General features: G+C 69.6%; 12 protein-coding genes. 7 read left to right on the top strand and 5 right to left on the bottom strand.

Translation table 11 applies throughout. The features are described 5' to 3' along the window. Positions 1 to 10: 10 nt before the first annotated feature. From ACFWNN_RS12515 to ACFWNN_RS12505, 3 genes are all read left to right on the top strand, one after another. Positions 11 to 205 carry an antitoxin gene (locus tag ACFWNN_RS12515; protein WP_382439995.1) on the top strand — a complete coding sequence of 65 codons (195 nt, stop codon included), beginning with the start codon at positions 11 to 13 and terminating at the stop codon, positions 203 to 205. 126 nt (positions 206 to 331) lie between these two features. Continuing rightward, positions 332 to 2,368, top strand: coding sequence for a hypothetical protein (locus ACFWNN_RS12510; RefSeq protein WP_382439994.1), 2,037 nt, complete (start codon positions 332 to 334; stop codon positions 2,366 to 2,368). A gap of 52 nt (positions 2,369 to 2,420) precedes the next feature. Further along, a complete protein-coding gene (locus ACFWNN_RS12505; RefSeq protein WP_382439993.1) occupies positions 2,421 to 3,119 on the top strand; it encodes a hypothetical protein in 699 nt (232 codons plus the stop codon). Positions 3,120 to 3,213: 94 nt separating this feature from the next. On the opposite strand, the gene recQ is transcribed toward ACFWNN_RS12505, so the two are convergent. Together recQ and ACFWNN_RS12495 are read right to left on the bottom strand one after the other, a co-directional pair. Then, complete coding sequence (gene recQ, locus ACFWNN_RS12500; RefSeq protein WP_382439992.1) at positions 3,214 to 5,199, bottom strand: DNA helicase RecQ; 1,986 nt, start codon at positions 5,197 to 5,199, stop codon at positions 3,214 to 3,216. 39 nt (positions 5,200 to 5,238) lie between these two features. Then, complete coding sequence (locus ACFWNN_RS12495) at positions 5,239 to 7,089, bottom strand: Xaa-Pro dipeptidyl-peptidase (RefSeq protein ID WP_382439991.1); 1,851 nt, start codon at positions 7,087 to 7,089, stop codon at positions 5,239 to 5,241. Positions 7,090 to 7,187: 98 nt separating this feature from the next. On the opposite strand from ACFWNN_RS12495, the gene ACFWNN_RS12490 reads away from it, so the two are divergent. The 4 genes from ACFWNN_RS12490 to ACFWNN_RS12475 all read left to right on the top strand — a co-directional run bounded on the left by ACFWNN_RS12490 (position 7,188) and on the right by ACFWNN_RS12475 (position 14,190). Continuing rightward, entirely contained in the window at positions 7,188 to 8,126 is a 939-nt protein-coding gene (locus ACFWNN_RS12490; protein ID WP_382439990.1) for a maleylacetate reductase, read from the top strand. 91 nt (positions 8,127 to 8,217) lie between these two features. Further along, complete coding sequence (locus tag ACFWNN_RS12485) at positions 8,218 to 9,510, top strand: alpha/beta hydrolase (protein ID WP_382439989.1); 1,293 nt, start codon at positions 8,218 to 8,220, stop codon at positions 9,508 to 9,510. Next, positions 9,477 to 11,960, top strand: a complete 2,484-nt coding sequence (locus ACFWNN_RS12480; RefSeq protein ID WP_382439988.1) for a rhomboid family intramembrane serine protease — start codon at positions 9,477 to 9,479, stop codon at positions 11,958 to 11,960. Before ACFWNN_RS12485 ends, ACFWNN_RS12480 begins: the two co-directional genes overlap by 34 nt. Positions 11,961 to 12,024: 64 nt before the next feature. After that, positions 12,025 to 14,190, top strand: a complete 2,166-nt coding sequence (locus ACFWNN_RS12475) for an ATP-binding protein (RefSeq protein ID WP_382439987.1) — start codon at positions 12,025 to 12,027, stop codon at positions 14,188 to 14,190. A 10-nt stretch (positions 14,191 to 14,200) separates the two neighbouring features. Here the strand turns inward: ACFWNN_RS12475 and ACFWNN_RS12470 are convergent, their stop codons facing one another. From ACFWNN_RS12470 to ACFWNN_RS12460, 3 genes are all read right to left on the bottom strand, one after another. Then, a complete protein-coding gene (locus ACFWNN_RS12470) occupies positions 14,201 to 14,809 on the bottom strand; it encodes a LysE family translocator (RefSeq protein WP_382439986.1) in 609 nt (202 codons plus the stop codon). A 19-nt stretch (positions 14,810 to 14,828) separates the two neighbouring features. After that, complete coding sequence (locus ACFWNN_RS12465) at positions 14,829 to 15,437, bottom strand: LysE family translocator (protein WP_382439985.1); 609 nt, start codon at positions 15,435 to 15,437, stop codon at positions 14,829 to 14,831. Between the two features lie 62 nt (positions 15,438 to 15,499). Then, a complete protein-coding gene (locus ACFWNN_RS12460) occupies positions 15,500 to 16,021 on the bottom strand; it encodes a DUF4232 domain-containing protein (protein WP_382439984.1) in 522 nt (173 codons plus the stop codon). Between the last annotated feature and the right edge of the window lie 8 nt (positions 16,022 to 16,029).

The raw sequence follows: 16,029 nt of genomic DNA, 5'->3' as shown, positions 1-16,029 counted from the left end.
TAATGCAGTCATGGGATTCGACGAGTTGAAGAACAAGGCCAAGGACCTCATCGGCGAGCACGGCGACAAGGTCGACCAGGGCGTCGAGCGCGCCGGGCAGTTCGCCGACGAGAAGACCGGCGGCAAGCACAGCGAGCACATCGACAAGGGCGAGGACAAGCTCAAGGAGGGCCTCCGCAACTTCGGTGGCCAGCAACAGCAGTGACGGGACCCACTCAGAGTGGGTGCGTGAGGCGACTCAGGTGCTTGGTTCGCATGTGAGTTAAGCCTGGTCGGATTCACTTCCGCGATCCCGGCGGCACGGTTACCGTCGTTCGCCGGGATCGCGGAGGTGAAGGTGGATCCGAGCGGGGTGACGAGAGCGGCGCGGCTGACCGCGTTGGCCGCCTTGTGCCTGGTCACCGTCGTTCTGCTGCTTCCGGCCGCCATCAGCGTGAGCACCGGCGGGCCAGTGCCGGGGTTCATCGGCGAGTTCGGCCGGTGGCTGTGGCCCGCGGTCGGCGGGATGGTGCTCGTCGCCGTCGGTCTCGCGATCTGGGAACGGGTGCGCGGCCACGAGACGAGCAGCCGCACTGCCGCGCTCAGCCGCGTCGAGACGCGGGTGAAGGCGCTGCTCGCCGCGTCGCTGGCGGCCCAGACGCAGATCAAGCTGGGTGTGCTGCAGCAGCCGAAGCTCGCGGTGCGGGTGGACGGCGAGGAGGTCTCCTCAGCCGACCTGGAGGCCGTCTACGAACGCCTCGGCCACAGCATGGTCCTGATCGGCCCGGTCGGCAGCGGGCGGTCGACGTTGCTGCGCGAACTGTGCCTGGTGCTGGTCGAGCGGGCCCGCAACGACCCGGACGCGCCGATTCCCGTTGTCGTGGACTTGGCGACGTGGCGGGCTTACGGGTCGCGCAAGCCGACGGAGTTCACCGCGTGGCTGTTGCGGGAGATGAACCGCCGCTACGGCATCAGCCGCTCCGCCGGCACGATCTGGCTGCGCCGCGAGCGCGTGGCCGTGCTCATCGACGGCCTGGACGAGGTGCCGCGCGTCGACCGCGCGCACTGTGAGTCCGAGCTCGCGCCGTTCGCCTCCGTCGTCCTGTCGACGGGTCCGATCGAGAATTTGCCGTCCGTGCACGTCGAACCGTTGTCCCGTGGGCAGGTGCTGGAGTACATCGGTTCGGTCAGCCCCCGGCTCGACAGCCTGGAGGCGGCTCTCACCCCGGAGATCTGGGAGAAGCTCGACTCGCCGCTGGCGTTGAACCTGCTGGCGTTGACGCACCTCGACAAGCAGGTCGACACGATCGGCACCGACTTCGTGGGGTCGTTCGTCGTGGAAAGGCTTTCCGGCCAACGCGGTGCGGGCCCGACCATTCGTGCGTTGAAGTTCCTCGCACGGCTGGACAGACCGGATCTCGGCGCACCCGTGCACATGCCGCACCGCCGTGCGTGGCTTCCGCTGCTGCCGACGCGACCGTTGTGGTTGCTGTTCGTGCGCGCGGTGCCTGCCGCCTATGCCGGTGGGGTGTGCGCCGTGGCGTTCATGACGGGTCTGCGCCTCGGCTTGTGGTCGGCGTTGGTGTTCGTGGTCGCCGCTTCGTCGTTGCTCGTGATGGTGAACAAACTGCCGCACGTCTTTCATCCGCCTGGACGCGCGCACGGCATTATGACCGCCGTGCTGGGATTCATCGCCGGCGTGGTCGCCGGATTAATGGTCGGGCTCGTCGGGTTGTGGCTCGGCGGAATCGGGACGCCGTGGCCGTACCTCGTGACGTATGTGTTCGTGGTGGTGGCTTCATTCTTCTTGGCGTTGGGCTTCATACCGGGTGACGCACCCGTGCCGTGGGCTTTGTTGATCGCCATCACGCCGGGCGTCTCGATGATCTGGACCGGCCCGTACGTGGTGCTGTCCGGCATGGGAATCGGGTTTTCCGCAGGCGTGGCAGGCGGAATTTTCGCCGCGGCCGTGGGACGTGTGTGGCGCACGGTGCGTCCGGGACAACAGCAACGCATGCGGCTGGGGAGGCCGTGGTGGGTGCAGCCCGCCGTCCCGGTCTTCGGCGCGGTCGGTCTGCTGGGCGGGATCGGCACGCTCGGATCCTGGGGAACCGCACTGGGAGTGGCGCTCGGCCTGCTTGTCACCCCAACGGCCGCACGCGACTACGTGTGGCCGTTCGACGCACTCTCCGAAGTCGCCGCGGAAGGCGTCACCCGCCCTCTGTCGCTGGGCGAGTTGTCCTTCCGGCGCAAGGCTTTGCTCCATCTCGCGCAGGACAGGCTGCTGCTCACCCGAGTGGACGGCGAGTACCGCTTCGCGCACGTCGCCCTGCGTGATCATCTGGCCTCCTGTGACCCAACCGCGCTGGTGAGGGCGACTCGACGTTGAACCACCCCGATCTGCGGGCCGTACGGCCTGACAGAAAGGTCGGGTGTTGCACATGCGCTGGTCGAAGGGCTGGGTCGCGGGCGCGGGGGTCTTCTCCGTCGTCGCGGCCATCGGGGGTGCGGCCTTCGCTCTCGCGGGTTCCGGCGCCCCGGCGTCGCAGTCGGGGGTGGCGGGCAAGGAGGTGTGCGCCGGCCAACAGGTGAGAACGACGAACGCCAAAGGCCCGGCAGGGGTGTTGTCGGACCAGTTCCCGCTGGGCACACAACTCAGGCTCACCAATCCCGCCAACGGCCGCGCGATCACCGTCTCGGTCATCGGCGCCTCCAGCAACTGCGCGATCATCAACACGGCCGCGCTGGATTCCCTGTGGTCCGCCGAAACCGGCGAGGGCGGTGTGGAAAGCGTCCTCCGCCGAATTCGAGTGGAGATCGTCGGAAACGCGCCGGCCCCCACCCCGACCACGCGCACCTCGACCTCCCGAGTGCGCCCCTCCGGCGTCGTGGGTCAGGTCGTCTGCGACGGCGCCACCGTCGGTCTGTCCTCAGTGGGCGGCGAACCCGGGGCGTTCTCGTCGCAACTCCCGGTGGGGTCCGCGGTCCGGGTCACCAATCTCGACAACGGCAAGCAGACGACCGTGCGGATCGTCGGCGTCGGGCCGTCCTGCGTGGTGCTGAACAGTGCGGCCTTCGAGCTCGTCGGCGAGTCCGGCAAGAACGTGATCAAACGCGCGCAGATCGAGAAGGTGACCTGACCCAGGCAGGCCGCACCGCACGCCGCGGCGGTCTGAGCCGCGGGCGGGCGCACGTTCTGCGGTGAGCACCCGCCCGATTGGACGTCGTGGTGGGTTACCAGTCCATCGGCTCGTCCGGCTCTTCCGGCTCCGGCCACTCGTCGGCCGCCTCGCCCGAGCCCCAGGCCGCGCCGCCCGTGCTGGTGGTGCGGGGCTTGGGCTTGGCGGGCTCGGCCGCGGGTGCCGCGGACTGGGAGAGGGCGGCCGGACCCGCGGTGACCACCTCGAGGATCTGGTCGCCGTACTTGGTCAGCTTGGCCTGGCCCACGCCGCTCACGCCGCCCAGGGCGGAGAGGGTGGCGGGGCGGCTGGCCGCGATGGACTTCAGGGTGGCGTCGTGGAAGATCACGTAGGCCGGGACGCCCTGTTCGCGGGCCTGCTGAGCGCGCCATTCGCGCAGGGCTTCGAAGAGCGGCGCCGCCTCGGGAGTGAGGTCCACCTTCTGCTTGCCGGCGCTGGAGGACGGGGACTGGGCCGAGGTCCTGGCACGGGCCGGGGCCGGGTCCTTGCGGAGCTTCACCTCGCGCTTGCGGGACAGGACGTCCGAGCTCGCCGCCGTCAGCACCAGGGTCGAGTACTCACCCTCCACGGCCAGCAGACCTTGGGCGAGAAGCTGGCGGACGACGCCACGCCACTCGCCCTCGTTCAGGTCCTCGCCGATGCCGAAGGTGCTCAGCTGGTCGTGGTCGAACTGGATGACCTTGGCGGTCTTGCGGCCCAGGAGGATGTCGATGGACTGGCCCGCGCCGAACTTCTGGTTGCGCTCCTTGCGGAGGCGGTAGACCGTCGACAGGACCTTCTGGGCGGCCACCGTGCCGTCCCAGGACTCCGGCGGGGTCAGGCAGGTGTCGCAGTTGCCGCAGGGGACGCCCGGCTCGCCGAAGTAGTCGAGGAGCATGCTGCGACGGCACGTGATCGTCTCGCAGAGGGCGAGCATCGCGTCCAGGTGCGCCTGGGAGCGGCGGCGGAACGCCAGGTCGCCTTCCGACGACTCGATCATCTTGCGCTGCTGCACGACGTCCTGGAGACCGTAGGCGAGCCACGCGGTGGACGGCTGGCCGTCGCGGCCCGCGCGGCCCGTCTCCTGGTAGTAGCCCTCGACCGACTTGGGGACGTCGAGGTGGGCGACGAAGCGGACGTCCGGCTTGTCGATGCCCATGCCGAACGCGATGGTGGCGACCATGACGAGGCCGTCCTCGCGGAGGAACCTCGCCTGGTTGCGCTGGCGGACCGAGGCGTCGAGGCCCGCGTGGTACGGCAGCGCCGGGATGTCGTTCGCCACCAGGAACTCGGCGGTCTTCTCCACGGAGGCGCGGGACAGGCAGTAGACGATGCCCGCGTCGCCCTTGTGCTCGCCGTGCAGCAGGTCGAGGAGCTGCTTCTTCGGCTCCTTCTTGCCGACGATGCGGTACTGGATGTTCGGCCGGTCGAAGCTGGAGACGAACTGGCGGCCCTCGGTCAGCTCCAGGCGGGTGAGGATCTCCTGGCGCGTCGCCTCCGTCGCGGTCGCCGTCAGCGCGACGCGCGGGACCTTCGGCCAGCGCTCGTGCAGGTGCGTCAGCGAGAGGTAGTCGGGCCGGAAGTCGTGACCCCACTGGGACACGCAGTGCGCCTCGTCGATGGCGAAGAGCGCGATCTCGCCCTGCTCGAGGAGCCGGAGGGTGGCCTCGGACGTGAGACGTTCCGGCGCGAGGTAGAGCAGGTCGAGCTCGCCGTTGACGAACTCGGCCTCGACCATCCGGCGTTCGTCCCAGGACAGCGAGGAGTTCAGGAAGCCCGCGCGCACGCCCAGCGCGCGCAACGCGTCCACCTGGTCCTGCATCAGGGCGATCAGCGGCGAGATCACCACGCCGGTGCCGGGGCGCACCAGGGCGGGCACCTGATAGCACAGGGACTTGCCACCACCCGTGGGCATGAGCACGAGCGCGTCGCCGCCCGCGATCACGTGCTCGACGATGGCGGCCTGGTCGCCGCGGAACTCGGGGTACCCGAAGACGCGCTGCAGGACCTGCAGCGCGTCTCCGTGCTCGGTTGAACCCATGGGGCCGATGCTAGCGAGCAGCACCGACAGTCCGGTTCGCTAGCCCAACGCGCTCTTCGTACCAGCGGAAACGCTGGAAGCGACCAACGGAGCGGGCGAGGCGGACGGCACGGTGCCCTTCAGCGGCACCCGCACCGACGTGTCCGCCAGGTCGACGGTGAGCCGGGGCAGCTGGCTCGGCCGCACGATGGCGGTCGTGTCGGTGCCGCCGATCACGAGACCCAGCCGGTGACCCGCTGGCACGACCCAGTCCGTTGTGGACAGTCGGAACGTCATGCGGTACTTGGTACCCGGCGTGATCGTGCGAGGGGTCGTGAGCGACTGGTAGTTCGCGAGGTCCGCCCAGCCGCGCGCGATGATCTGCGCGTCGACGTTGCCCGTCGTGGCCTCCGTGTTGCGGTAACACGCGTCATCGCCCGTGCGGCTCTCGCCCCAGCACGACTCCGTGGTCAACGTCCGGATGCCTTCGCCCGTGCGCACACGCGCCGGTCCGTAGTCGACGAGGTACGCCGTGAGGTGCGCGGTCGACGTCGACGACGACACCCCCACCGTGATCGACGACGTCCCGGCGATGCGCAGGTCCGAGGCCAGCGCTGCGGTCGACCAGATCGCCCTGCCGGTGTTCGAACCGGAGATCCAGTTCGTCGGCGTGCCGCTGCCGTTGTCGGTGAACGCCGAAGTGCCCGTACCCGCCGCCGTGCCCAGTCCCGAAGAAGAAGGACGCAACACGGTGCTCGCGGTGCCGGCAGGCGGCCACGTCTGGTCGGTGGACCACACGTCGGGCGCGCGCTCCGCGGACACCTGCGGTTCGTTCTCGATGCCGTTCTGGACGCCCAGCAGCCAGCGGTCGAACCAGCGGTGCAGCGTCGGCACCCACTCGCTGCGCCGGAAGTCGAACGGGTCGACGTGCGCGGTCTGCGAGAACCACAGCTTCTTCGGCACCGACGCGGGCACCGCGTCCCAGAACTGTCCGTACTGCAACGTCTTCACGTTGAGGTCGTTCAGTCCGTGGATCGCGAAGATGGACGCCTTCACGTTCGACGCGTTGCGGACGAAGTCCCGTGTCTGCCACATCGCCGTGTAGTCGCCATTGGCAGGGGAACCGTTCGTCATCTGCGAACGCACGGTCGCACATCGCGAGCGCGCGTTGGAGTTCTCGAACTGCGACCCCAGCCCGGTTGGCGAGCTGTACCCGGGATACGCGACGCCGTCCGAGCGGAACCAGTCGTACCAGGAACTGATGGCCGCGATCGGCACGATCGTCTTCAGCCCGTCGATGCCGGTCGCCGCGACGCCGTTCGCGATCGAGCCGTCCCACGACTTGCCGATCATGCCGACGGCCCCGGTCGACCAGGACGCGCTCTTGGTCGTGGCGCCGGTCAGGGTCGAGTAGCCGGTGCGCCGGCCGTTCAGCCAGTCGATCACGGCGGTGCCGGAGGCGATCTCCGCCTGGCCGCCGACGTCGACGCAGCCGCGCGACCGGTTCGTGCCGAGGAAGTCGACCAGCACGACGGCGTACCCGCGCGGCACGAAGTAGTTGTCGTAGAAGAGCGGGAACTTCACCGGCACGCCGGCGGAGTCGTAGGTCTTGACCTCGCTCTCGTTGCCGCGACCCGCGCTCTGGTAGTAGGGACTGGCGTCCATGATCACGGGCACGCGCCCGGTCGTGGACGGCCTGATGATGTCGGCCGCGACCCGGTCACGGGTGCCGTCGCCGTCGAGGTCGAGCCCGGAGTCGACGTACACGGTCTCGCGGACCGCGTCGGCCATCGAGTGGATCGGCGCGGTGACGCCGCCGGACAGGCTGAACGCTGGTGTCGCCGCTGTGGCAGGGAGTGGCATCAGGGTCAGGGCCCCTGCTAACGCCACTACAACACGAACACGCTTCATGAAGATTCACGCTAAGGAGTGACGAAGTCACCCGTCAGAGCCGAAAGGCTTGACCCTCTGCTGTTGCGCCGGGCTCGTACCTCACGTATTCGTCCTGGGTGAGCTTCACCTTCGAACCCGGCCGCACCCGCGTCGTCTTCGGCCGCGGCACCGCCGCCACCGTCCGCGCCGAGGCCGAACGGCTCGGTGCGACGCGCGTGCTGCTGATCGCCCGGCACGGCGGTGACAAGGTGGCCGCCGAACTCGGTCTACTGCTGGTCACGCGGTTCACGGGCGCCGCAATGCACACGCCGGTCGAGGTCACAGAGCGCGCGCTCGCATCGTTGCGAGAACACGACGTGAACGGCATCGTGTCCGTCGGCGGCGGATCGAGCACCGGGCTGTCGAAGGCACTCTCCGTGCGCGCGGGCGTGCCGCAGATCATCATCCCGACCACCTACGCCGGTTCCGAGGTCACCCAGGTGCTCGGCGAGACGGCGGGCGGGCTGAAGAAGACGCGCCGCGACCCCGCGCTCCAGCCGAACACCGTCATCTACGACGTCGACCTCACGCTGGACCTGCCACTCGACGTCACGGTGACAAGCGCGCTCAACTCTCTCGCGCACGCCGTCGCGGCCCGCGGCAACGAGAACCCGTTGATCGACGCCGTCGCCACCAAGGCGATCGAGGGCGTTTTGCACGCTTTGAGTGGAAACCCGTCCACTGTGGATGCGCGCACGGAGCTGCTGTCCTCGGCTTGGCTCGGGGGCACGTGTCTCGCGTCCGTCCCCATGGGACTGCACCACAAACTCGCGCACGTTTTGGGTGGTACGTTCGGTTTGCCGCACGCCGCCACGCACACGGCGCTGCTCCCCCACACGGCCCCCGCGGATCTGGCGAGGCGCATCCACGACACGGCCACGCGGTTCGGCGCGGCGACATCGTTGCGGGAACTGGGAATGGCGGAGTCCGATTTGTCCCGCGCCGCGGAGATCGCCGACCATCCGGACGCGCTGGGCGTGCTGACCAACGCCTGGCGCGACGCACCAACGGGCTGATGGGTTGTCATTCTTAAGGCTGATGTTCACAGCCTTGAACAGAGACGAATCTCCGATGTGCTTCCTGAAGACTTCCTGAAGCATTGAGGTCATGCTCAGCCCGTTGGATCTGTCCCTGATAAACGGACCGATCCCCAAGGCCGCCACGGTCGCGGCCGCGGTCGCCCTCACGTACCTCGCGATTCGGAAGAACCGGACCTGGTGGGTCCGCGTGCTGCCGATCGTCGTGCTGGCGTGCGCGCTCGTCGTGACCGCCCTCACGCTCGTGGTCAACCACCTGTGGAAACCGTGGCCCGAGCCGTTGCCGATCATCCTCATGGTCTGGCTGGGCGCGGCGCTCGTGGCCCTCGCATTGGCCGTGGCCCGCCTACGGCCGTCACGGTGGTACGGGCGTGTGCTGAGTGTCGTCGCCGCGATCGTCGTGCTGGGCAGCGCGGTCACGGCCACGAACGCGTTCTACGGGCAGTACCCCACCGCACGGGCCGTGCTCCAGGTGTTCCACAACCCGAGCGTCGACCTGCCGGACACCGCGCCTCCTTCGGACGTGCTCGAGGTGCCCGAGGGCAAGAAGCTCGTGGACGTCTGGACGGCCACCGGTCTGCTGGACAAGGGCACGCTGTCCGAGGTCACGATCCCCGGTGCGCTCAAGGCCCGGCCGGCGTGGATCTACCTGCCGCCCGCCTACGCGGCCAAGCCACGGCCGCGGCTGCCCGTCGTCGTGCTGCTCGCGGGCCAGCCGGGCTCGCCGCGCGACTGGTACGACGCGGGCGGGATCGTCGACAACATGGACGCGTTCGCGCGCGCCCACAACGGCCTCGCGCCGATCGTCGTGATGGCCGACTCGCTCGGCGCGACCACGGCGAACCCCCTGTGCCTCGACTCGAAGCTGGGCCAGTCCGAGACCTACCTGGCCAAGGACGTGCCCGCCTGGATCAAGGACCGTCTCACGGTCGACGAACGCCGTGAGTCGTGGACGATCGCGGGCTTCTCGCACGGCGGCACGTGTGCCGTACAACTCGCAGTGCGCGCGCCTGACGTGTACGGCAACTTCATCGACATCTCCGGTCAGCGCGAGCCGACGCTCGGCACGCGCGAGGAGACGGTCAAGGCCGCTTTCGGCGGCGACGCGGCGGCGTTCGCCCGCGTCAACCCGCTCGACATCCTCGCCCGCGAGAAGTTCCCGCGGACCGCGGGCGTGGTCGTGGCGGGCACGAACGACGCTCAGTACCGCCCGGCCGACGCCGAGGTGTTCGAGGCCTGTCGCAAGGCCGGAATGGACGTGCAGTGGAAGGAACTCCCGGGAGGACACGACTGGAACGTGTGGCGGCCGGGGCTGTACAGCTCGCTGCCGTGGCTCGCGCAGCGAACGGGGCTGGTCAGATGATCGCCCGGCTGTTCAGGACCGCGCCGCTGACCTGCACGTTCCTCATCGTCTTCTGGACGGTCGGGGCGCTCACCGGCGCGGTCGGCGAGATGAGCGACGGCCTGCTCGACCGCACCGGGTTCGGCACCGGCAGTCCGTGGTGGACCGTCCTCACCTCGGCGCTGTGGTCGGTGGACCTGCTCGGCTACCTCGGGACCACGGCGTTGCTGCTGGTCGCGGGAACACTGGCGGAACGCGAGTTCGGCGTGCTGCGGACGGCCGCGATCTTCCTCGTCTCGCACGTCGCCGGCTCGTTCCTCGGCCTCGGGTTCGTGCTGATCGGCCAGAACCTGCACTGGGGCTGGCTCGAGTCGCTCGTGGGCGAGGTCGCGGTCGGGCCGTCCATCGGCGGCGTGGGTCTCGTGCTCGCGCTGACGTTCCGGATGCCGCCGCTCTGGAGGCGTCGCGTCCGGCTGTTGACGATCTTGTCGGTGCTGGTCCTTACCCTGTACTCAGGTTGGCTCGAAGACGTGCTCCGACTGTCCGGTGGCGTGGCCGGAATGCTGATCGGAGCACTGTTCCTGAGGAACGCGGCGGTTCGTCCGGCGCGGTCGCTCCAGGAGACGCGAGTGCTGGTGGCGTTGCTGATCGCGGCGTCCGCGCTCGGGCCGGTGGTGTCGATGATGTCGCCGTACCCGAACGGGCCGCTGTGGTGGTTCGCCGACGCGGTGGCGGTGACCCAGCCGCTGCAGGAGGACGTCGACGCGATGTGCTCCGCGGACGGCGTGGTCGAGTTGTGCCGGACGATGGTGGTGCAGCTGTCGTACGGCCGGTTCCCCGCGCTCGTCATGTCGTTGCTGCCGGCGTTGTTGTTGCTGGTGCTGGCGGAAGGTCTGCGCCGCGGACGGCGGTTCGCGTGGCGGACGGCGCTGGTGTTCAACCTGGCGTTCGCGGCGTTCATCGGTTCGTACGTCGTGTACGTCGCGCAGTTCCCCGATGCGACCCTGCTGGAGCTGTCGGTCTCGTTCGGTGTGCCGATGCTGGCCCCGCTGGCGATCATCGTGGTGCTGTTGCTGACCCGCAGGCACTTCGACGTGCGGCTGCCCCGGCACGCCGTCGTGAAGTTCTGGCGGTTCACGGCGGTGAGCGTCACGTTGCTGTCGGCGCTGTACGTCTTCGGCGGGTACCTGGTGCGCGACGAGTTCACGCCGGAGCCGGGCTTCGGCGCGCTGCTCGCGGACCTGCCGACGCGGTTCCTGCCGCCGGGGTACCTCGGCCTGGTGCCGTTGCGGTTCTCCGCCGAGGGGTTCGTCGGCACGCTGCTGTTCGAGTACACGGGCGTGGTGTTCTGGCTGATCGTGCTCGCCGGTCTGCTGATGGCGTCGTGGCGGACGTGGCCGTCCTCGTGCGAGGAGTCGGCCGCGCGCGCTCGCGAACTCATGCGGCGGCACGGCGGTTCGTCGTTGTCGTACATGACGACGTGGCGGGGCAACCAGTACTGGTTCACGCCCGACGGCGAGAACGCGATCGCGTACCGGGTGGTGGCGACCATCGCGCTGACGGTCGGCGATCCGATCGGCCCGGCGCGGGTGGACGCCGTGCGCGGGTTCGCGGAGTTCTGCGCGCACAACGGCTGGACGCCGTGTCTGTACAGCGTGGGCGCGGAGACGCGGGCCGCGGTGGAAGGGCTCGGCTGGTCCGCGGTGCAGGTCGCCGAGGACACGATGATCGAGCTGGACAAGCTGAGCTTCACCGGCAAGAAGTGGCAGGACGTCCGCACGGCGCTGAACAAGGCCGCCAAGGCCGGCATCACCGCCGAGTGGTGCACGTACGCCGACGCGCCGTATGCGATCACCGACCAGATCCGGTCGATCTCGGCGGAGTGGGTGGCGGACAAGGGCCTGCCCGAGATGGGCTTCACGCTGGGCGGCCTGGAAGAGCTGGCCGGTGACGGCGTGCGCTGCCTGCTGGCGATCGACGCCGACAGGACGGTGCACGGCATCACGAGCTGGTTGCCGGTGTACTCCGACGGCGAGGTCGTCGGGTGGACGCTCGACTTCATGCGGCGGCGCTCGCACGGGTTCCGCGGCTCGATGGAGTTCCTGATCGCCTCGGCGGCGCAGGAGCTCCAGGCGGAGGGCGCGCGGTTCCTCAGCCTGTCCGGGGCACCGCTCGCCCGGCTGGACCGGGGCGAACGGCCGCGGGCGTTGCAGCGGGTGCTGGACTTCACCGGGCAGGTGCTGGAGCCGGTGTACGGGTTCCGCTCGTTGTTCGCGTTCAAGGCGAAGTTCCAGCCGACCTATCAGCCGATGTTCATGGCGTACCCGGACTCGGCGGCCCTGCCGCGCATCGCGAACGCGGTGAGTCGCGCGTACCTGCCGCACCTCAACGCGCGGCAGGGACTGCGGCTCGCGAGCAAGATGATCATCCGCACGCGCGACCGCGTGACCACGCATGGTCGAACTCGCTAGACCGAAAGGGTGGTGAGGCGATCCTCTCCGTCACACTTCGGCGCCGCTAGGCGAAGATGCGCCGATGACCGTGCGGGGCACTCTGCCTGCTCAGACCACGACGTTCGTCGGCCGCGGGGCCGTGCTCGCCGACACCGAGGCGCTCCTGCGCCGATCACGGCTGGTCACGCTGGCGGGTGCGGGTGGCGCGGGCAAGACCCGGATCGCGGTGGAGACCGGTCGTGCGATGGTGCGGGCGGCGGCGTTCCAGCACGGGGTCTGGCTGGTGCGGCTCGGGGACCTGCACGACCCGGCGGCGCTGGCCCGCGCGGTGGCGACCGAGCTGCGGATCGTCGACAACTCACCGGTCTCCGGTCTCACGCGGCTCGTGGAGTCGTTGTACGACAAGCACTTGCTGCTGATCCTCGACCACTGCGAGCACCTGCTGGAGGCGGTCCGGCACCTGGTGCACCACCTGTTGCGCGACTGCGAGGGCCTGACGGTCGTCGCGACCTCGCGGGAGCCGCTCGGCGTCTACGGCGAGCAACTGCTGCGCGTTCCACCGTTGAGCGTGGACGACGCGGCGCGCCTGTTCGCGGAACGGGCCGAGGCCGCGCCGGAGGACGTGACGGCGTTGTGCCGCAAGGTGGACGGGCTCCCGCTCGCGGTCGAACTCCTGGCCGCGCTGCCCTTCGAGGTCGTGGCCGGCGAGGCGCCGTGCCTGTCCGATCCCGCCACGCTGGAGCAGGTGCTGGAGTGGACCGCGCGGGAGTGCACGGACGAGGAACGACTGCTGTGGGCGCGGCTGTCGGTGTTCGCCGCGGACTTCGACCTCGCCGGCGCCGAGGCGGTGGCGGGCGCGGACGTGCGGAAACCGTTGTCCGCCTTGGTGAGCAGGTCGATCGTCGGGGCGTCGACGAGTCCCGTCACCGGTGAGGTCCGCTATCGGTTGCTGGACACCGTGGCGCAGTTCGGCGCGCGTCTGCTGACGGACGCCGACGAACCGTTGCGCCGTCACGCCGTGCACTACAGCGCGTTCGTGGACGTGGCCGCACGCTCGTGGTTCTCGGCCGACGACGCGACGTGGATGGGCAGGCTGTGGGAGGAGTGGCCGAACATCCGCACGGCCGTGGCGCACGCACTCCGCACACCCGATCTCGCCGCGATGGGCGCCGCCGTGACGATGAACGTGCAGCGGGCGCGCTTCACGTCGTTCGCGGGCATGCTCGGCCAGGCCTGGGACCTGCTCGCGGCGGCCCGTGCGGTGATCACCGAGGCGCCGCTGAGGACGTCGTTGCTGGCGCACAGCGCGTACATGGCGCAGGTGCGCGGTGATGGCGCGGTGGCGTTCCCGTTGATGAGCGAGGCACGCTCGTTGCCCCGGCAGCCCGTCACGGACATACATCTCGTGCTCGCCGAGGCCACGCATCTCTTCTTCGTGGACGGCTCATCGGACTGTGTGCCGTTGTACGCACACGTCGTAGAACTCTGCCGCCAGCACTCGGCACCTGGTGACCTCTACATCACCGAGCTGATGCACGCGATGGCGGCGTGCTTCCTGCTCGACGCCGAGGACGCGGACAAGGCCACCACCGCGCTGGCCCAGCAGGCCGAGAGCAACGGCGTCACGTGGTCGCACGCCTGGGGACTCTGGCACCGCGGCCTCTACGAACTGCTGCACGGCGACCCGGCCCAGGTGCACCCGCTGGTGATCGAGGCGTTGCGCGTCCAGCTGAGGCTCGGCGACACCTGGGGCGCGCCGTTCAGCCTGTGGCTGCTGGCCTGCACGTGCGCGGAGCTCGGAGCGTTCGACCGGGCGGCACGACTGCTCGGCGCACTCCGCTCGCAGGAACGGATCTCGCGGATCTCGTTCAACGGCATGAGCCCGTTCCGCCGGCAGCTGGACCGCGCGGACCGCACCGTCCGGCGTTCGCTGGGCGACGACTACCAGGTGATCACGACGCTCGGCGCCGACCTGCGTCCTGACCAGGCGATGGCGTTCGCGCTCGAGCCGGTGCCGGAGTCCGAACGGCGACCGGCGAAGCCGCTGCTGCCGGGCGGGCTGACGAGGCAGGAGTTCACGATCGCCGGCCTGGTCGCGGAGGGGCTCACGTCGAAGCAGATCGGGGCGCGGCTGTTCATCTCGCCGCGGACGGCGGACCGGCACGTGGTCAACATCCGGGTGAAGCTGGGCCTGCCGAGCCGGGTGGCGCTCGCGGCCTGGCACCGCACCGCCGCCGGAGGACGCTGACACGCCGGGGTCAGCGGGCGTCCAGCGCTAGTTTCAGGCCCAGGGCCACGAACACCGAGGCGGTCAGGCGGTCCAGCAGGAGGCGTTGGCGCAGCAGGAAAGCGCGGGCCCGCGCGGCCACCAGGATCAGGAGCGGCAGCCAGATCAGGCCCAGTCCCAGGTGGATCGCGACCAGTGCGGCGCCCCAGGCGGGTTCGCCAGGAGGCATGAACTGCGGGAGCAGGGACAGGTAGAACACGCCCACCTTGGGGTTGAGCAGGTTCGTCAGCAGGCCCACTCGCAGGGATGCCGCCGCACCGGGGACCGGGCGGGTGTCGTCCAGCGAGGTGGCCTTGCGGGAGTTCCAGAGGGCCTTGGCTCCCAGGTAGATCAGGTAGCCCGCGCCCAGCCACCGCACGACGTTGTAGGCCAGTTCGGACGCTTGCAACAGGGCCGTGAGGCCTGCCAGGCCTGCCGCTCCCCAGAGCAGGCAGCCCAGCGTGATGCCCAGGACCACGCCCATGGCCGCGCGTCTGCTGCTGAGCAGGGCCGTGCGCAGGACCATCACCGTGTCCAGGCCAGGGGTGAGGACGGTGAGCAACGCGACCAGCGTGAAGCTCAGGAGGGTGGTGATCGGCATGGGGAGATGAGATCACACGTCAGCGTGCGTCGGCTGCGGTCTTCAAGCCGAACGCGATCAGCGCTGTGGCGGAGAGGCGGTCCAGCAGGAGTCGTTGGCGCAGCAGGAAAGCGCGGGCCCGGGCGGCCGCGGTGATCAGGATCGGGAACCACAGCAGGCCGATGCCCAGGTGGATGGCCACCAGGACGCCGCCCCACGCCGGTTGGCCCACGGGCAGGAACTGCGGCAACAGGGAGATGTAGAAGACGCCCGGCTTGGGGTTGAGGAGGTTCGTCAGCAGGCCCACCCGGACGGCCGCGCGGACCGACGGCACCGGGGCGGGGTCGTCCAGCGGTGCGGGGTGGCGGGAGTTCCAGAGGGCCTTGGCGCCAAGGTAGATCAGGTAGCCGGCGCCGAGCCAGCGCACGATGTTGTAGGCCAGTTCGGACGCTTGCAGCAGGGCGGTCAGGCCGACCAATCCCGCCGTCGCCCACACCAGGCAGCCCAGGGTGCTGCCCACCACCACGCCCATCGCGGCGCGGCGGCCGACGAGCAGGGCGGTGCGCAGCACCAGCAGCGTCTCCAGGCCCGGCGTGATGACCGTCAGCAGTGCGACGATCGTGAAGCTCAGGAGCGCGGTGGTCGACATGCCGCCATCAGAACACGGAACCGCGGCGCCACCGGAAGAATTAACACGCCGGACACGACGGGTCAGCGGTGCCAGGCCCGGACGCCCAGGCGGCCGGTGCTGCCCAGGTCGATGAGGACGGTGCTCTGCGGGGACGTCGCCACCAGCGGTTGCCAGGTACCGCCCGGTGCGGCCGCGATGTCGACGTGCTCGCCCACCAGGGGCGGGTCCACCGAGGCGTGGGTGTTGCGCCATACGAACGCGCTCTTCGCGCTTTCGCCCGGCGGCACCGTGATCGGCTGCGGCGGGGTGTCGAAGCCGTCGAGGGTGGCGATGCCGCCGGAGCCTTCGAGGATAGCTACGTCCAGCTGCGCGCGTTCGGCGTCGAGCACCTTCACCTGCGGATAGCCGTTGAGCTGCAACGGTTCCGTGCCGCAGTTGGTGACCTCGACCGACATCAGGCGCAGGCCCATGGCCGCGCTGGTGCTGTCAGTGGTGAAGCTCAGGCCGGAGTCGCACTGTTCCGCTGCGGACGAAGGTGGTGCGCCTGCTGCCAGTCCGGCGAGCACGGCGGCCATTGCGAGAGTACTGCCCCCAGTTCTCATGTGATCGA

The sequence above is a fragment of the Lentzea sp. NPDC058450 genome, assembly GCF_042721395.1.
Classification (GTDB): Bacteria; Actinomycetota; Actinomycetes; order Mycobacteriales; family Pseudonocardiaceae; genus Lentzea.
The sequence above is the reverse complement of the archived record's forward strand: the minus strand, read 5'-3'. Positions and strand labels throughout refer to the sequence as shown.

Excerpts from the sequence above, each read along its gene's own strand:
- ACFWNN_RS12515 (WP_382439995.1), top strand. The coding sequence starts at position 11 with ATGGGATTCGACGAGTTGAAGAACAAGGCCAAGGACCTCATCGGCGAG.
- ACFWNN_RS12505 (WP_382439993.1), top strand. The coding sequence starts at position 2,421 with ATGCGCTGGTCGAAGGGCTGGGTCGCGGGCGCGGGGGTCTTCTCCGTC.
- recQ (WP_382439992.1), bottom strand. The coding sequence starts at position 5,199 with ATGGGTTCAACCGAGCACGGAGACGCGCTGCAGGTCCTGCAGCGCGTC.
- ACFWNN_RS12495 (WP_382439991.1), bottom strand. The coding sequence starts at position 7,089 with ATGAAGCGTGTTCGTGTTGTAGTGGCGTTAGCAGGGGCCCTGACCCTG.
- ACFWNN_RS12485 (WP_382439989.1), top strand. The coding sequence starts at position 8,218 with ATGCTCAGCCCGTTGGATCTGTCCCTGATAAACGGACCGATCCCCAAG.
- ACFWNN_RS12475 (WP_382439987.1), top strand. The coding sequence starts at position 12,025 with ATGACCGTGCGGGGCACTCTGCCTGCTCAGACCACGACGTTCGTCGGC.
- ACFWNN_RS12470 (WP_382439986.1), bottom strand. The coding sequence starts at position 14,809 with ATGCCGATCACCACCCTCCTGAGCTTCACGCTGGTCGCGTTGCTCACC.
- ACFWNN_RS12465 (WP_382439985.1), bottom strand. The coding sequence starts at position 15,437 with ATGTCGACCACCGCGCTCCTGAGCTTCACGATCGTCGCACTGCTGACG.
- ACFWNN_RS12460 (WP_382439984.1), bottom strand. The coding sequence starts at position 16,021 with ATGAGAACTGGGGGCAGTACTCTCGCAATGGCCGCCGTGCTCGCCGGA.